Annotated in this window: 14 protein-coding genes; 8 read left to right on the top strand and 6 right to left on the bottom strand. The window is 57.6% G+C overall.

The window, feature by feature from the left end:
- Positions 1-25 precede the first annotated feature (25 nt).
- On the bottom strand, positions 26-601 hold the full coding sequence (rpoE, locus tag ET34_RS0105745) for an RNA polymerase sigma factor RpoE (RefSeq protein WP_031520247.1): 576 nt from the start codon (positions 599-601) through the stop codon (positions 26-28).
- 407 nt (positions 602-1008) lie between these two features.
- Between rpoE and nadB the strand changes: the two genes are divergently transcribed.
- Positions 1009-2628 (top strand): L-aspartate oxidase, encoded by a 1620-nt coding sequence (nadB, locus tag ET34_RS0105740; RefSeq protein WP_031520245.1) that lies wholly within the window; start codon positions 1009-1011, stop codon positions 2626-2628.
- Here nadB and trmN read toward each other — a convergent pair.
- Positions 2613-3350: a tRNA(1)(Val) (adenine(37)-N(6))-methyltransferase TrmN gene (gene trmN, locus ET34_RS0105735; protein ID WP_031520243.1), complete on the bottom strand. Its 738-nt coding sequence runs from the start codon at positions 3348-3350 to the stop codon at positions 2613-2615. The genes nadB and trmN overlap by 16 nt on opposite strands.
- A 129-nt stretch (positions 3351-3479) precedes the next feature.
- On the opposite strand from trmN, the gene srmB reads away from it, so the two are divergent.
- Positions 3480-4820, top strand: coding sequence for an ATP-dependent RNA helicase SrmB (srmB, locus tag ET34_RS0105730; protein WP_031520242.1), 1341 nt, complete (start codon positions 3480-3482; stop codon positions 4818-4820).
- A 44-nt stretch (positions 4821-4864) separates the two neighbouring features.
- On the opposite strand, the gene grcA is transcribed toward srmB, so the two are convergent.
- Positions 4865-5248 carry an autonomous glycyl radical cofactor GrcA gene (gene grcA / locus ET34_RS0105725; RefSeq protein ID WP_031520240.1) on the bottom strand — a complete coding sequence of 128 codons (384 nt, stop codon included), beginning with the start codon at positions 5246-5248 and terminating at the stop codon, positions 4865-4867.
- A 279-nt stretch (positions 5249-5527) separates the two neighbouring features.
- On the opposite strand from grcA, the gene ung reads away from it, so the two are divergent.
- Positions 5528-6211 (top strand): uracil-DNA glycosylase, encoded by a 684-nt coding sequence (gene ung, locus ET34_RS0105720; RefSeq protein WP_031520238.1) that lies wholly within the window; start codon positions 5528-5530, stop codon positions 6209-6211.
- A 46-nt stretch (positions 6212-6257) separates the two neighbouring features.
- Here ung and ET34_RS0105715 read toward each other — a convergent pair whose 3' ends face one another.
- The gene (locus tag ET34_RS0105715) at positions 6258-7343 is read right to left on the bottom strand and encodes a tRNA/rRNA methyltransferase (protein WP_031520236.1); all 1086 of its coding nucleotides are present in this window, start codon (positions 7341-7343) and stop codon (positions 6258-6260) included.
- 208 nt (positions 7344-7551) lie between these two features.
- On the opposite strand from ET34_RS0105715, the gene trxC reads away from it, so the two are divergent.
- The 5 genes from trxC (at position 7552) to ET34_RS0105690 (ending at position 13271) form a co-directional block, all read left to right on the top strand.
- The gene (trxC, locus tag ET34_RS0105710) at positions 7552-7971 is read left to right on the top strand and encodes a thioredoxin TrxC (RefSeq protein WP_031520234.1); all 420 of its coding nucleotides are present in this window, start codon (positions 7552-7554) and stop codon (positions 7969-7971) included.
- 68 nt (positions 7972-8039) lie between these two features.
- Complete coding sequence (locus ET34_RS0105705) at positions 8040-8741, top strand: tRNA-uridine aminocarboxypropyltransferase (protein ID WP_031520233.1); 702 nt, start codon at positions 8040-8042, stop codon at positions 8739-8741.
- A 35-nt stretch (positions 8742-8776) separates the two neighbouring features.
- Entirely contained in the window at positions 8777-11437 is a 2661-nt protein-coding gene (locus tag ET34_RS0105700; protein ID WP_031520231.1) for a bifunctional acetate--CoA ligase family protein/GNAT family N-acetyltransferase, read from the top strand.
- 114 nt (positions 11438-11551) lie between these two features.
- Positions 11552-12907 carry a CDP-diacylglycerol--serine O-phosphatidyltransferase gene (gene pssA / locus ET34_RS0105695; protein ID WP_031520229.1) on the top strand — a complete coding sequence of 452 codons (1356 nt, stop codon included), beginning with the start codon at positions 11552-11554 and terminating at the stop codon, positions 12905-12907.
- Positions 12908-12947: 40 nt separating this feature from the next.
- Positions 12948-13271 (top strand): YfiM family lipoprotein, encoded by a 324-nt coding sequence (locus ET34_RS0105690; RefSeq protein WP_031520227.1) that lies wholly within the window; start codon positions 12948-12950, stop codon positions 13269-13271.
- On the opposite strand, the gene ET34_RS0105685 is transcribed toward ET34_RS0105690, so the two are convergent.
- Positions 13268-14569: an MFS transporter gene (locus ET34_RS0105685; protein ID WP_031520225.1), complete on the bottom strand. Its 1302-nt coding sequence runs from the start codon at positions 14567-14569 to the stop codon at positions 13268-13270. The two genes, ET34_RS0105690 and ET34_RS0105685, sit on opposite strands and share 4 nt — an antisense overlap.
- Positions 14570-14716: 147 nt before the next feature.
- The gene (locus tag ET34_RS0105680; protein ID WP_031520223.1) at positions 14717-15172 is read right to left on the bottom strand and encodes a DUF4385 domain-containing protein; all 456 of its coding nucleotides are present in this window, start codon (positions 15170-15172) and stop codon (positions 14717-14719) included.
- Positions 15173-15794: the final 622 nt, after the last annotated feature.

Raw genomic sequence — 15794 nt, 5'->3', positions numbered from 1 at the left:
TACCTTTTCCAGTATCCCGCTATCGTCAACGCCTGATAAGCGGTTGAACTTTATTATCAATTGCTTCACGCGCACGGAAAATGCGCGAACGAACCGTACCGACCGGGCAATCCATGATGGCGGCTATCTCTTCATAGCTAAGTCCATCCAACTCCCGCAACGTAATTGCCATACGTAAATCTTCCGGGAGCGACTCGATAGTGCGGAAAACAATTTGTTTCAGTTCTTCAGACAACATTAAGTTCTCAGGGTTCGAAATTTCTTTCAACGCGCCGCCACTTTCATAATTTTCGGCGTCGTTGGCGTCCACGTCACTTGACGGCGGACGGCGTCCCTGAGCGACAAGATAGTTCTTGGCGGTGTTTACCGCGATGCGGTACAGCCAGGTGTAAAAGGCGCTATCGCCCCGGAAAGAGTCCAGCGCGCGATAGGCTTTGATAAAGGATTCTTGCACCACGTCAGGAACATCACCTGAGGGCACATAACGGGAAACCAGGCTCGCCACTTTATGCTGGTAGCGGACTACCAGTAAGTTAAACGATTTCTGATCTCCTTTCTGGACCCGCTCGACGAGGATCTGATCCGTTAACTGCTCGCTCATCCGAGGTAATGTCTCCTCAAAACTCATCTCCACGCGTAATCGGAACGACTCCGGCACCTGCTGGCGCTGCGAGCAGGGATATGACCGCTATTCGTCCTGTAAATTCCGTTACGCCGTTGTTGTTATGATCTGTTGAGCGGAAGCAGGCTCTACGCTGTTCATTATACGTTCCGCTGCAGTGAAAGGGTGGCTTTTAACAATACGTTGCCAGACAGACCGGGTGCAGGTTAACGCAAGCGCACTTTTATTTCATCTCTTTAAATCCTGGCTGCTCAGGTTGTCAGCTGCTTTTTCCGCTCTCCCTGCCGCCTGGTTTAGCGTTTAGAACCGCAAGGCGAAAAAATGCTGCTCACCTGGCAAAGGTGGTGCTATGCTGCGGCAACCTTGTTTAGTAAATTAAACACATCATGACAACCATACCCGATTATCGCTGTGATGTTCTGATCGTTGGCAGCGGCGCAGCCGGCCTGTCGCTGGCGCTGCGACTCGCCGCCAGCGCCAGCGTTATTGTGCTCAGCAAAGGCCCGGTCAGCGAAGGCGCGACCTTTTACGCCCAGGGCGGCATCGCTGCCGTGTTTGATGAAACCGACAGCATCGCTTCCCATGTGGAGGATACCCTGATTGCCGGTGCCGGCCTGTGCGATCGTGACGCCGTTGAGTTTGTCGCCACTAACGCGCGGCACTGCGTCCAGTGGCTTATCGATCAGGGCGTGATGTTCGATACCGAGATCCAGGCGAACGGCGAAGCGGGTTATCACCTCACCCGCGAAGGCGGGCACAGCCATCGCCGCATCCTGCATTCCGCCGATGCGACCGGAAAAGCGGTAGAAACCACGCTGGTCAGCCAGGCGCTCAGCCATCCCAATATCCGTATTCTCGAACGCTTTAATGCCGTGGACCTGATCCTCTCAGACCGGATCGGCGTTGAGGGTCCGCGTCACGCGGTGGGAGCATGGATCTGGAACCGCAACCAGGAGCGGGTGGAAACCTGCCAGGCGAAGGCCGTCGTGCTGGCAACCGGCGGGGCGTCAAAAGTCTATCAGTACACCACTAACCCCGACGTGGCGTCCGGCGATGGCATCGCAATGGCGTGGCGCGCTGGCTGTCGCGTCGCGAATCTCGAATTCAACCAGTTCCACCCCACCGCGCTTTACCATCCTCAGGCGCGCAATTTCCTGCTGACCGAAGCGCTGCGCGGCGAAGGGGCATACCTGACTCGCCCGGACGGCAGCCGCTTTATGCCGGAAATCGACCCGCGTGCCGAGCTGGCACCGCGCGATATTGTGGCGCGCGCCATCGATGGCGAGATGAAGCGTCTCGGGGCCGACTGCATGTTCCTCGATATTTCGCATAAATCCCCGGCGTTTATTCGTCACCACTTTCCGACCATCTACGAGAAGCTGCTGACGCTGGGTATCGATCTCACTACCGATCCGGTCCCGGTCGTACCGGCGGCGCATTACACCTGTGGCGGCGTGATGGTGGATGAACACGGGCGCACCGACGTTAACGGGCTGTATGCGATCGGTGAGGTCTCCTGCACCGGGCTGCACGGAGCTAATCGCATGGCATCGAATTCGCTGCTGGAGTGTCTGGTGTACGGCTGGTCGGCAGCGGAAGATATTCGCGCCCGTCTGCCCGTGACCCGCGTTCATGACGCGCTCCCGGCGTGGGACGAAAGCCGGGTGGACGATGCAGACGAGCGCGTGGTGATCCAGCATAACTGGCACGAGCTGCGGCTGTTTATGTGGGATTATGTGGGGATAGTGCGCACTACACGGCGGCTTGAGCGCGCCCTGCGCCGCATCACTATGCTGCAGCAGGAGATCGATGAGTACTATGCGCATTTCCGCGTCTCGAACAACCTGCTGGAGCTGCGTAATCTGGTGCAGGTGGCGGAACTGATTGTACGCTGCGCGATGATGCGCAAGGAGAGCCGCGGCCTGCATTACACCCTTGATTATCCGGATGTTGCTGAGGATGCCGGCCCGTCAGTGCTGGTTCCCCACGCCTACATAAATAAATAGAAAGCCTGGGTCAGACCGCAGTAGGCTTCAGAGTAGCTCTGGTCTGGCCCACGAACGATCAGTCGATCGCTGAACAGCTCACCCGCCTGCGGAGAAAAAGCCAGCAGCACCCGGTGCGGCAATCGCCCTTCGGTTTCAGCGATATCGGTGCGCAGCCTGCTGTGCCATCCCATCTCCAGCGCCTTCTGCGTAAAGGCTGCGCCTTCGGACTCCGGCAGCACCACGCAAAAAAATCCCTCTTCGGTAATACGCTGTGCGGCGCAGAACAGTAATGCGCTATGATCGAGCGTAGTGGTATAGCGCGCCTGCTGACGTTCCGGGGTGGCGCACTCAACGCCCTGTGGGAAATAGGGCGGATTGCTGACGATAAGCTCGTAGCGCTGGGTTTGCTCCCGCGCCCAGGGCTGAATATCGGCAGCGTGAACCCGAATGCGTTCGCGCCAGGGTGAAGCCTGCACGTTGTCGGCCGCCTGTGCCGCGGCGTCGGGCTCCAGCTCCACTGCATCAATCGTCACATCATCCGGCGTGCGCTGCGCCAGCATCAGCGCCAGTAAGCCGCTACCGGTGCCAATGTCGAGCATGCGCTTCACTCTGGCAACCGGCGCCCAGGCCCCCAGCAGAATGCCGTCGGTCCCCACTTTCATGGCGCAGCGGTCATGGGCGACAAAAAATTGCTTGAAGGTAAAACCGTTGCGGCGGAGTGGGGATTTTGGCTGGGACATCTTTGCTACCTTATCTGAATTCCGGTTTAGCATAGGGCAAAGCGAAGCGGCTTAAAAGGCATAACCATACAAACAGATGAACATTACAGCCCGAACGTCTATAATCGGCGGCCCACACTGAGGTAGAACATGACTGTAACGACTTTTTCCGAACTCGATCTCGACGATAGCCTGCTGGATGCGCTCCAGGATAAGGGTTTCACCCGCCCCACCGCCATCCAGGCCGAGGCGATCCCGCCCGCGCTGGAAGGACGCGACGTTCTTGGCTCTGCGCCGACAGGTACCGGTAAAACGGCAGCGTACCTGCTGCCCGCGTTGCAGCATTTGATCGACTTCCCGCGTAAAAAATCAGGGCCGCCGCGCATCTTGATCCTTACCCCGACACGAGAACTGGCGATGCAGGTGGCGGAACACGCCCGCGAACTTGCAGCCCATACGCATCTCGACATCGCCACCATCACCGGCGGTGTGGCCTATATGAACCATGCTGAGGTGTTCAGCGAAAACCAGGACATCGTGGTTGCGACCACCGGTCGTCTGCTGCAGTACATTAAAGAAGAGAACTTCGACTGCCGCGCGGTTGAGACGCTGATCCTCGACGAAGCCGACCGCATGCTCGACATGGGCTTTGCGCAGGATATCGAAACCATCGCCGGTGAAACCCGCTGGCGCAAGCAGACCATGCTGTTTTCCGCGACGCTCGAAAGTGAAGAAGTGAGCGACTTCGCGAAGCGCCTGCTGGAAGATCCGGTTGAGGTGTCTGCCCTGCCGTCCACCCGCGAGCGTAAGAAGATACATCAGTGGTACTACCGCGCTGACAACATCGAACATAAAACCGCCCTGCTGGTGCATCTGCTGAAGCAGCCGGACGCCACGCGTTCCATCGTCTTTGTCCGCAAGCGCGAGCGTGTGCACGAGCTAGCCACCTGGCTGCGTGAAGCGGGCATCAACAACTGCTATCTCGAAGGTGAGATGGTGCAGGTTAAGCGTAACGAAGCGATTAAACGCCTGACCGACGGGCGCGTTAACGTGCTGGTTGCCACCGATGTGGCCGCGCGCGGGATTGATATTCCCGACGTCAGTCACGTCTTCAACTTCGATATGCCGCGCACCGGCGATACCTATCTGCACCGCATCGGTCGTACCGGCCGCGCCGGGCGTAAAGGCACGGCGATCTCACTGGTCGAAGCGCATGATCATTTGCTGCTCGGCAAAGTCGGCCGCTACATCAGCGAGCCGCTGAAGGCCCGTGTGATTGACGAGCTGCGTCCCACTACGCGTGCGCCGAGCGAGAAGCTGACCGGTAAGCCGTCGAAGAAGGTGCTGGCGAAACGCGAAGAGAAGAAGAAAGAGCAGGATAAAGACAAGCCGCGCGTGAAGGTGCGCCATCGCGACAAGAAAAACATCGGCAAGCGCCGTAAGCCTGCGGGTTCAGCCGCAGCGGCGGAAAACCCGGAAAAGGGTGAATAAAAATAAAAACGGCGGGTCTCCCCGCCGTTTTTTTTCGCCTGCGATTACAGGCTTTCGGTAAAGGTACGGGCGATCACGTCGCGCTGCTGTTCCGGTGTCAGGGAGTTGAAGCGCACCGCATAGCCAGAAACACGGATGGTCAGCTGCGGATATTTTTCCGGATGCTTAACTGCATCTTCCAACGTTTCACGACGCAGCACGTTAACATTCAGGTGCTGACCGCCTTCCACGCGCACTTCCGGTTTTACTTCCATCGGAATTTCACGGTATTCGATATCACCCAGCGTGGCCACCGGCACCACGTCATCTTCGGCATAGCCGCCTTTTGCACACAGGCAACGCGCTTCGCCTTTTTCGTTGTCCAGCAGCCAGAAAGAGTTCATCAGAGCGTCGTTTGCTGCTTTAGTAATCTGGATACCTGTAATCATAGTATGCCTCCCGGGCGATTATTGATGATGGCTCAGCGACTCGCTGGCTCATTGGTAAAACCATTGTTGCTATCCTGTTTATATACCAGCCAGACAGGCGCGATTCTTTGACCAAAATCAATTAAATCCGCATACCGGGAAGGGGTATACGTCCAGGTTCTTGTTTAGCATCAAAATTCACTTTTCCGGATGACCGGGGTTGCTGAATGCGCACTGAGGTTTTGTTCTTACCCGATAAGACGTTAAGCTAAAAGGAAGTAACCTTCGCAGGAGAGCGAGATGACAAGCCCCCTGACCTGGCATGACGTGCTGGCAGACGAGAAACAGAAACCCTATTTTCAGCAGACGCTGCAAACCGTGGCCGCCGAGCGCGAAGCCGGTACCACTATCTATCCGCCGCAGAAGGACGTCTTCAACGCCTTTCGCTTTACCGAGCTGGGGGATGTGAAAGTGGTGATCCTCGGCCAGGACCCCTACCACGGGCCAGGTCAGGCGCACGGTCTGGCATTCTCGGTGCGTCCGGGCATTGCGCCGCCGCCGTCACTGGTGAACATGTACAAAGAGCTGCAAAGCTCGATACCGGGCTTCGAACGTCCGACCCACGGCTATCTGGAAAGCTGGGCGCGTCAGGGCGTGCTGCTGCTCAATACCGTGCTGACGGTACGTGCCGGGCAGGCGCATTCTCACGCCAGCTTAGGCTGGGAAACCTTTACCGATAAAGTGATTGAGATTATCAACCAGCATCGGGAAGGGGTGGTGTTCCTGTTGTGGGGGTCACACGCCCAGAAAAAAGGGGCGATTATCGACGGGAATAAGCACTGCGTACTGCGTGCGCCGCACCCGTCACCGCTGTCAGCCCACCGTGGATTCTTTGGCTGCGATCACTTTGTGAAAGCCAATGCCTGGCTTAGCGAGCGCGGCGAAACGCCCATCGACTGGCAGCCGGTGCTCCCGGACGCATAACAAAAAAAGCCAGCGCAATGCTGGCTTTTTTCATGTCGTCGGTCGCTTAGCTGTGGTTCTGACGCCACCATTCCGCAAGCAGAATGCCGGTGGCAACCGAAACGTTGAGGCTTTCCACATTCCCGGTACCATCGATGGCAATGCTCAGATCGGCACCGGCGAAGGTCGTTTCAGAAACGCCCTCTTTCTCCTGCCCCAGCACCAGCACCATTTTCTTCGGCATGGAAGCTTTAAACAGCGGCGTGCCTTTATGGCTGGAGGTGGTGACGATAGCGTAGCCCGCTTTGCGGAACGCATCGAGAGACGCCTGGAAGCCATCGCCGGTAATAGCTTCAACGTGCTCGGCCCCGCCTTCTGCAGTGCGGATCGCCGCACCGGATTCCAGCAGACCGGCATCCTGCACCACGACGCCCTTCACGCCGAAGTGCGCGCAGCTGCGCACGATAGCGCCGAGGTTATGCGGGTTGCCGACATCTTCCAGCGCCAGTACGCAGTCAGTTTCGCCGGCCTGGGCCAGCCACTGCGGTACGCTGATACCGTGACGTTTCTTAATAATGAAGCAGACGCCGCCGTGATGTTCGGTGCCGGAGGCTTTCACCAGATCGGCGTCTTCCACCACATGATAGGCTTTGCGGTTGGCAGCCATCCAGCGCAGCGCTTCTTTAAAGCGAGGGGTGACGCTCTGGACAAACCAGGCGCGCACGATGGCTTCCGGGCGGCTCTGGAACAGCGCCTGACAGGCGTTCTCGCCGTAGACGCGCGCCTCTTCAGCACGCTGTTTGCGGATCACTTCCGGATCGACATAGCCTTTCGGCAGTTCAGCATTCGCCGCGTTTGCCTGCGCGGCATCGTCACGCGGCGGACGGGAAACGGTGCGCCACGGCGAACTCTCTTCACGTTGACCATGACCCGCGTCGCGACCGCGGCGGTCATCACGCTGGCCACGACCGCCGTCGCGGCTACGGTTTTCATCACGGCCGCCACGACGGCCGCCTTCAGCGCGGGAGGAGCTTTGCGGGCGGCCTCCACCTTTCCCGGTGCGGGGATTTTCAGATCGTTTTTCTGCGTTATCGTCTCCGCGAACATACATTACGCGGACCTTACCGCTCTTACCTTTTAAATCGTCGTTCATGCTTTTCTCCACCAGCGCTGCGCGAAGCGCGAAGATTACCCGATGTACTGGCGCATAGCCATGACCTTCTCTCAAAAGCTAATAACTATTGTACTCATTGAATAAATCGCGTTGTCGATATCTTTGACCTGAATGATAATGTGTAACATCTTTGAAACAAATTGAGCAAATTGCTCACCAAACCGGCTACATGTGCCTGAGGTTAACGATGAATACCGTCTGTACCGCCTGCCAGTCCGTCAACCGCCTTCCTGATGACCGCATTGATGATGGCGCCAAATGTGGGCGCTGCGGCCATGAGCTTTTCGATGGCGAAGTGATCAACGCCACCGGTGAAACGTTTGATACGTTGCTGAAAGACGATCTGCCCGTCGTGGTCGATTTCTGGGCGCCGTGGTGTGGCCCGTGCCGTAACTTTGCGCCCGTCTTTGAAGACGTGGCGGAAGAGCGCAGCGGGAAAATGCGCTTTGTTAAAATCAATACCGAAGCTGAACGCGAACTGAGCGCCCGCTTCCGTATTCGCAGCATTCCCACCATCATGATTTTTAAAAATGGTGAAATGGTCGACATGCTGAACGGCGCAATGCCGAAAGCGCCTTTTGACAGCTGGCTCAACGAGTCAGTCTGACCTGCCGGGGCAGGCTTGTACCCTGCCCCGCGCTCTGCCAGAATAGCGTTTTTCCTGTTTCCTTCCCCATGACTGAAAACGCCGTTTTACGCCTTCGGGCCGACCGTCTGGCTCGCGCCACCCGCCCTTTTCTGGCCCGCGGAAACCGTATCCGACGCTGTCAGCGCTGCCTGCTGCCGTTAAAGCAGTGCCTGTGCGCCACGCTGGCACCCGTTGCCGCTCGCAGTGAATTCTGCCTGGTGATGTTCGATACCGAACCGATGAAGCCCAGCAACACCGGGCGGCTGATTGCCGATATTCTGCCGACGACGACAGCCTTTCAGTGGTCGCGCACTGCGCCACCGCAAGCGCTGCTCGATCTGGTCGCCAGCGGCGATTACCAGCCCGTGGTGGTTTTCCCTGCCTCTTACGCCGATGCCGGTCGTACCGTTCTCACTACCCCGCCGCTCACCGGCAAGCCGCCGCTGTTTATTATGCTCGACGGAACCTGGACCGAAGCGCGCAAGATGTTTCGTAAAAGCCCGTGGCTCGATGGTTTCCCGGTGATGTCGGTGGATCTGTCGCGCGTGTCCGCTTACCGACTGCGGGAAGCGCACGCTGAGGGGCAATACTGCACCGCCGAAGTGGCAATTGCCCTGCTTGACCTCGCGGGTGACACGGCAGCCGCCCGTGGACTGAGCGATCACTTTTCCCTGTTCCGCGAACGCTACCTGGCAGGGAAACCCCATCATTCGGGCAGTATCACAGCAGACGAATCAGAAAGCGTTTAAAATCATCAGGTCACTTTGCCTGATGGAGATCCCCAATGAGCCAACGTGGACTGGAAGCGCTGCTTCGTCCCAGGTCCATCGCCGTCATCGGCGCATCAATGAAGCCGGATCGCGCCGGTTACTTAATGATGCGCAACTTGCTGGCGGGCGGATTCAGCGGCCCGGTACTTCCGGTCACGCCCGCCTGGAAAGCGGTATGCGGGGTGCTGGCCTGGCCTGATGTTGCCAGCCTGCCGTTTACGCCGGATCTCGCGGTGCTCTGTACCCATTCGAAACGCAACCTGGCGCTGCTGGAGGCGCTGGGAGAAAAGGGCTGCAAAACCTGCATTATTCTTTCCGCCTCTCCTGACCAGCATGCCGCACTCCTCGCCTGCGCCAGCCGCTGGCAAATGCGGTTGCTCGGGCCAAACAGCCTCGGCCTGCTGGCCCCCTGGCAGGGACTGAACGCCAGCTTTTCGCCGGTGCCGATCCGCAAAGGCAAGCTGGCGTTTATCTCCCAGTCGGCGGCGGTGTCCAATACCATTCTCGACTGGGCGCAGCAGCGAGAGATGGGGTTCTCCTACTTTATTGCGCTGGGCGACAGTCTCGATATTGATGTGGACGACCTGCTGGACTACCTTGCCCGGGACAGCAAAACCACCGCGATCCTGCTCTACCTCGAAAACCTGAGCGATGCCCGGCGCTTCGTTTCGGCCGCGCGCAGCGCATCGCGTAATAAACCCATTCTGGTGATCAAAAGCGGCAGAAGCCCCGGGGCGCAGCAGCTGTTAAAAGCGGATGCCGGATCGGATCAGGCCTGGGATGCTGCGATCCAACGCGCCGGCCTGCTGCGGGTGGAAGATACCCATGAGCTTTTCTCGGCGGTGGAAACCCTGAGCCATATGCGTCCGCTGCGCGGTGAGCGGGTGATGATTGTCAGCAACGGCGCGGCACCCGCTGCGCTGGCGCTGGACGAGCTGTGGCGGCGTAACGGCAAGCTGGCAACCTTAAGTGACGAGACGCTCAGCGCTCTGCAAAGCGTGTTACCGGGCAGCGTTACGCCGGGTAATCCGCTCGATCTGCTGGATGACGCCACCGCCCAGCGCTACCAGCAGGCGATAACGGCGCTGCTCGACAGCCAGGAGGTGGATGCCCTGATGGTGATCCACTCCCCCAGCGCCGCCGCACCGGGCAGCGCCAGCGCCAGAGCGCTGATTGATGCGATAGCTCAACACCCGCGCGGAAAATACATCACCCTGCTGACCAACTGGTGCGGGGAGTTTTCATCCCAGGAGGCGCGCCGCTTATTCAGCGATGCCGGCATCCCAACCTATCGCACGCCGGAAGGCACCATCACCGCGTTTATGCATATGGTGGAGTACCGCCGTAACCAGAAACAGCTGCGCGAAACTCCGGCCCTGCCCCCCAACCTTACAGCCAATACCGGGGATGCCCATCGTCTGCTGCAGCACGCGCTGAATGACGGTGCGCTGGCGCTGGATACCCACGAGGTGCGGCCAATACTTGAAGCTTACGGACTGCAAACCCTGCCCACCTGGATCGCCGGTGACAGCAGCGAAGCGGTACATATCGCCGGGCAGATTGGCTATCCGGTCGCCCTTAAGCTGCGCTCGCCGGATATTCCGCATAAATCTGACGTGCAGGGGGTAATGCTATATCTGCGCACCGCGGCGGAAGTGCATCAGGCGGCGACCGCGATTTTTGACCGTGTGAAAATGACCTCGCCGCAGGCGCGCATTCACGGTCTGCTGGTGCAGAGCATGGCCAATCGCGCCGGGGCGCAGGAGCTGCGTATCGCCGTCGAGGTCGACCCGCTGTTTGGCCCGCTGATCATGCTGGGGGAAGGTGGCACCGAGTGGGACAGCCAGAACGCGGCAGCGGTGGCACTCCCGCCGCTCAACATGAACCTGGCGCGCTATCTGGTGATTCAGGCCATCAAGCGCGGAAAAATTCGCGCCCGTAGCGCGCTGCGCCCGCTGGACATCGCCGGGCTGGCTCAGGTGCTGGTGCAGGTATCGAACCTGGTGGTGGACTGCCCCGAAATTAACCGGCTGGATATTCATCCCCTGCTGGCGACGGGTTCAGAATTTATCGCCCTCGATGTCACGTTACAGATTGCGCCCTGGCAGGGAGACCCGGAAACCCGTCTGGCGATCCGCCCTTATCCGCACCGCTTTGAGGAGTGGGTTGAGATGAAAAACGGCGAGCGCTGCCTGTTCCGCCCGATCCTGCCCGAAGACGAGCCACAGCTGCGCCGTTTTATTGCTCAGGTCACCAAAGAGGATCTCTACTATCGTTACTTTAGCGAGATCAATGAATTTACTCATGAAGATTTAGCCAATATGACCCAGATCGACTACGATCGGGAGATGGCGTTTGTTGCAGTGCGTCATCCCGGGCCGGAAGAGGAGATCCTTGGCGTGACGCGCGCTATCTCAGATCCGGATAATCGCGATGCCGAATTTGCGGTACTGGTGCGTTCCGATTTGAAGGGGCTTGGCCTGGGCAGGCGCTTACTGGAAAAACTGATTGCCTATACGCGCGAGCACGGCATTGCGCAGCTTAACGGCATCACCATGCCGGGTAATCAGGGGATGGTCGCGCTGGCACGTAAACTCGGTTTTCAGGTCGATATTCAGCTTGAAGACGGAATTGTCGGCCTGACTTTGCCACTGTCACCACACGCGGATTCGTGAGTAAGGTACTGGAAATGTTGACCACATTCCCGGACAGTAGTGGTATCATCCCCCGCTTCTGTCAGCTGTACTGCACAGAAGACCGTCCACTGTATAGAGAAGATACGCACTGTGATGTTGTCTAAATTTAAACGCAATAAACATCAACAACACCTTGCCCAACTACCGAAGCTTTCTCAGTCTGCTGACGACGTGGCGTTTCACTACTCCCCGGCAGCATTTCGGGAGACGCTGCTTGAGAAAATCGCCGGTGCCACGCGCCGTATCTGCATCGTGGCGCTCTATCTTGAGCAGGATGATGGTGGCAAAGGCATTCTCAATGCGCTTTATGATGCGAAGCGCCAGCGCCCTGAACTTGAGGTCTGCGTGCTGGTTGACTGGCACCGCGCACAGCGCGGCCGCATCGGTGCCGCAGCATCAAATACCAATGCCGACTGGTACACCCGTTTAGCGCAGGAAAATCCCGGCGTTACCCTCCCGGTGTACGGCGTTCCGGTCAACACCCGTGAGGCCCTCGGCGTTCTGCACTTCAAAGGCTTTATCATCGATGATGCGGTGTTCTACAGCGGCGCCAGCCTGAACGACGTCTATCTGCATCAGCATGAAAAATATCGCTACGACCGCTATCACCTGATCCGCAACGCGCAGCTGGCGGACGTGATGTTCAGCTGGGTTGAACAGCATCTGATTCAGGGACGCGCCGTTAACCGCCTCGATGAAGAAAACCGCCCGAAAAGCCAGGAGATTAAAAACGACATTCGCCTGTTCCGCCAGGAGCTGCGCGATGCGGTGTTTAACTATCAGGGCGATGCGGATAACGATGAGCTGGCGGTCACGCCGCTGGTCGGACTGGGCAAATCCAGCCCGCTTAATAAAACCATTTTCCATCTGATGCCGTGCGCCGAGCGCAAGCTGACGATTTGTACACCTTACTTCAACCTTCCTGCCGTGCTGGTGCGTAACATTATTCAGCTACTGCGCAGCGGCAAACAGGTGGAAATTATTGTCGGCGATAAAACCGCCAATGACTTCTACATTCCTGAAGATCAGCCGTTCAAAATCATCGGCGCGCTGCCCTATCTCTACGAGATTAACCTGCGTCGTTTCCTGAGCCGCCTGCAGTATTACGTCAGCAGCGGTCAGCTGGTAGTGCGTCTGTGGAAAGATGAAGATAACAGCTATCACCTGAAAGGCATGTGGGTGGATGACGAGTGGATGCTGCTCACCGGCAACAACCTGAACCCGCGCGCCTGGCGTCTCGATCTGGAGAATGCGGTGCTGATCCACGATCCGCAACACGAGCTGGCTGCCCAGCGCGATCGCGAGCTTGAGCTTATCCGCACTCACACTACCGTGGTGCAGCACTATCGCGACCTGCAGAGCATTGCTGAGTATCCGGTAAAAGTGCGCAAGCTTATTCGCCGCCTGCGCCGGATTCGTATCGATCGGCTGATCAGCCGTATCCTCTGATTATTCAGCCCTGCTTGCAGGGCTTTTTTATGGAGCTGGTATGCGCTCGCTGAGTCTACTCGCCATGTTATTGATAAGCGGATGCAGTCATCAGGCGCAGGACGCCTGGTACGGCCAGGATAAAGCCCAACACTTTATTGGTTCGGCGATGCTTGCCGCCGCTGGCAACGAGGCAGGTCAGCATCAGGGCTGGAGCCGCGATCGCAGCGCCGGAATTGGGTTGATGTTTGCGGTAAGTCTTGGTGCCACGAAAGAACTCTGGGACAGCCGCCCGGCGGGGAGCGGCTGGAGCTGGAAAGATCTCGCCTGGGACGTTGCGGGCGCAACCACCGGTTACGCCCTGTGGCAAATGGCGCAGTACTAAAGCGCGATCCCCTTCCCTTTGCGATGCAGCATCAGCGATACCACAAAAGCCAGCGCGCCCATCGCGGATACGTACCAGAAGAAGGCTGTTTCCGAGCCAAGCGACTTCAGCCACAGCGCCACATATTCTGCCGAGCCACCAAACAGCGCATTGGCTACCGCATAGGATAAGCCCACCCCAAGCGCGCGGACCTGCGCCGGAAACATTTCAGCCTTCAGAATGCCGCTGATTGAGGTGTAAAAGCTGACAATGATCAGCGCCAGCATCACCAGACCAAACGCCGCCCAGGGCGAAGAGACATTCTGCAGCGCGGTAAGGATGGGCACGGTGCACAGGGTCGCCAGCGCGCCGAAGCACAGCATGGAGCTGCGGCGGCCAATTTTATCCGACAGCGCGCCGATGAAGGGTTGCAGCAGCATAAAGATAAACAGCGCCCCGGTCATGATCGCGCTGGCCGTATTCGCATGCATGCCCGCGGTATTCACCAGGTATTTTTGCATGTAGGTGGTGAAGGTGTAGAAGCTGAGCGAGCCACCCGCGGTAAAGCCGAGCACCATAATGAACGCTTTGCGGTTACGCCACAGTCCCTTCAGCGACCCGGCCTCTTTCAGTGCACGGGTTTCATCCGTCGAGGTCTCATCCAGCGAACGGCGCAGCCATAGCGCGACGATAGCCAGCACGGCACCTATTGCAAAAGGAATGCGCCAGCCCCAGGCATAGAGATCTTTTTCATCCAGCACCTGCTGCAGGATCACCACCGTCAACAGCGCCAGCAGTTGTCCCCCAATCAGCGTTACATACTGGAAAGAAGCGAAAAAGCCCTTCCGACCTTCGATTGCCACTTCACTCATATAGGTCGCACTGGTGCCATATTCGCCGCCTACGGATAATCCCTGGAACAAGCGCGCCAGCAGCAGTAATACCGGAGCCAGGGTACCAATCTGCGCATAGCCGGGCAGACAGGCAATCACCAGTGAACCGAAGCACATCATGCATACCGAGATAAGCATTGAGGTTTTGCGTCCGTGTCGGTCAGCGATCCAGCCAAACAGCCAGCCGCCCACCGGGCGCATTAAGAACCCGGCAGCAAAGATCCCTGCAGTTTGCAGGAGTTGTGTGGTCGGGTTCCCGGACGGGAAAAAGATATGGGCAAAATAGAGCGAGCAGAACGAGTACACGTAAAAGTCGAACCATTCGACCAGATTACCTGATGAAGCACCCACGATGGCCCAGACGCGCCGGCGGGTATCCAGATGCTCAGCGGCTTTCTGTTCAGTGCGAGCGGTGACTTCTGTCATGATCTTCTCCTTGTTATCAGACGCATTCAGCCTTCATTACTGAAAGCCGTAGAGTGCGCTCGCTGAAAAAGTAAATAAAGTGTTAATTATTTGCTGACTACGGTTTTGTGAAGCCAGACGGTAATTGTTGTGAAAAGCTGGATGCGCTTAGCCATACTTTGACTGATGCTCGCGTTTGCGGCGCAGATAGTCATCGTCGGCGCGGATCCGATCCCACCAGGTTTTGAATACGGCAGCCGCTACCGCTTTCACCGGATCGTTGCCGCGCGGATGCGTTGAACCATCCTCGGTATATTTTTTGCCGCCTTTGTAATTGGCGTAGCGACGAGCACGGGTATAACCCATCTGAATGAATTTCCGCGCCATATCCATACCGACAAAATCGTCTTCTGCTCGCCAGGCTTCAAACATCTCATAGATAGCAGCTGCGGATTTCTCTGCCGCTTCAGCATTTTTGTAGCGCCAGTGCGGCAGGATCTCACTTTTATAGGGTTCAACCAGCAATACGCCCTGTTCGCCACGCCCTACCTGATAAAGTTCAGGATGTTTGCTGAAGTCGATGCTGGAGAAATCTTGCTGATAATTAAAGGGTTTGTTAGCCAGAATGATACCTCCCGGTCAGAAACAGGCATCATAAGGATAGATGAGGAAAAAGGGTGAAGTGGCAATATCGGAAAATGTCTGAGGCAGGGAAGCATGCATCCAGTTGAAAACGCCAGAAAACTGACGTGTGCTGGGGGAGTTTCAGTCTGCCACCGGGTCGTTTACGGGTGGTGCACCCGCTTCCCTGCGGAGTGGTGCAACGCTCACATATGAACCCGGCGGCGCGGCCCTGCGCAGGGATGTGGTGGCAGCCGGTGTTGTGATGGTATGGATTGATACGCAACAGGGTTGATCCTGCAGCTGCCGGTGGTGGCAGAAGCCTGGATGACAGGCCTGAAAAGTACCGGCAGATGACCTGCCGGGACGTTTTCAGAAATACAAAATTAAAAAACCCTCAGCTTTCGCTGAGGGTTCTTTAATTTGATGCCTGGCAGTTTATGAATCGCTGTGCGATTCACCCTTCGGGCCGTTGCTGCGCAACGTTCAAAAGCTTCGCTTTTGTCCTACTCTCTGTCGAGTAGTGAACTGCCCTGAAGTTCTGGTCAGGTATGTTAATTTGATGCCTGGCAGTTCCCTACTCTCGCATGGGGAGACCCCACACTACCATCGGCGCTACGGCGTT

This window comes from Siccibacter colletis (genome assembly GCF_000696575.1).
Lineage (GTDB): Bacteria > Pseudomonadota > Gammaproteobacteria > Enterobacterales > Enterobacteriaceae > Siccibacter > Siccibacter colletis.
This window is presented reverse-complemented; position numbering and strand designations above follow the sequence as displayed.

Bases quoted from the DNA above. Each gene is read 5' to 3' on its own strand.
- rpoE (WP_031520247.1), bottom strand. From the start codon at position 601: ATGAGCGAGCAGTTAACGGATCAGATCCTCGTCGAGCGGGTCCAGAAA.
- nadB (WP_031520245.1), top strand. From the start codon at position 1,009: ATGACAACCATACCCGATTATCGCTGTGATGTTCTGATCGTTGGCAGC.
- trmN (WP_031520243.1), bottom strand. From the start codon at position 3,350: ATGTCCCAGCCAAAATCCCCACTCCGCCGCAACGGTTTTACCTTCAAG.
- srmB (WP_031520242.1), top strand. From the start codon at position 3,480: ATGACTGTAACGACTTTTTCCGAACTCGATCTCGACGATAGCCTGCTG.
- grcA (WP_031520240.1), bottom strand. From the start codon at position 5,248: ATGATTACAGGTATCCAGATTACTAAAGCAGCAAACGACGCTCTGATG.
- ung (WP_031520238.1), top strand. From the start codon at position 5,528: ATGACAAGCCCCCTGACCTGGCATGACGTGCTGGCAGACGAGAAACAG.
- ET34_RS0105715 (WP_031520236.1), bottom strand. From the start codon at position 7,343: ATGAACGACGATTTAAAAGGTAAGAGCGGTAAGGTCCGCGTAATGTAT.
- trxC (WP_031520234.1), top strand. From the start codon at position 7,552: ATGAATACCGTCTGTACCGCCTGCCAGTCCGTCAACCGCCTTCCTGAT.
- ET34_RS0105705 (WP_031520233.1), top strand. From the start codon at position 8,040: ATGACTGAAAACGCCGTTTTACGCCTTCGGGCCGACCGTCTGGCTCGC.
- ET34_RS0105700 (WP_031520231.1), top strand. From the start codon at position 8,777: ATGAGCCAACGTGGACTGGAAGCGCTGCTTCGTCCCAGGTCCATCGCC.
- pssA (WP_031520229.1), top strand. From the start codon at position 11,552: ATGTTGTCTAAATTTAAACGCAATAAACATCAACAACACCTTGCCCAA.
- ET34_RS0105690 (WP_031520227.1), top strand. From the start codon at position 12,948: ATGCGCTCGCTGAGTCTACTCGCCATGTTATTGATAAGCGGATGCAGT.
- ET34_RS0105685 (WP_031520225.1), bottom strand. From the start codon at position 14,569: ATGACAGAAGTCACCGCTCGCACTGAACAGAAAGCCGCTGAGCATCTG.